Source organism: Neobacillus sp. MER 74 (assembly GCF_023714155.1).
On sequence record NZ_JAMAUV010000140.1, the window covers coordinates 1 to 232 of the forward strand.

The following is a 232-nucleotide window of genomic DNA, read 5'->3' on the forward strand; positions in this document are numbered from 1 at the left end:
CGATCACCCTCTCAGGTCGGCTACGCATCGTCGCCTTGGTGAGCCGTTACCTCACCAACTAGCTAAGGCGCCGCGGGCCCATCTGTAAGTGACAGCCGAAACCGTCTTTCAGCTTTCCCTCATGAGAGGAAAAGGATTATCCGGTATTAGCACCGGTTTCCCGGTGTTATCCCAGTCTTACAGGCAGGTTGCCCACGTGTTACTCACCCGTCCGCCGCTAGACTCCGAAGAG

Annotated in this window: 1 rRNA gene; it reads right to left on the reverse strand. The window is 56.9% G+C overall.

Annotated features, from left to right (window positions below):
* Positions 1-232, reverse strand: a 16S ribosomal RNA gene (locus tag M3610_RS28750); the annotation flags it as partial.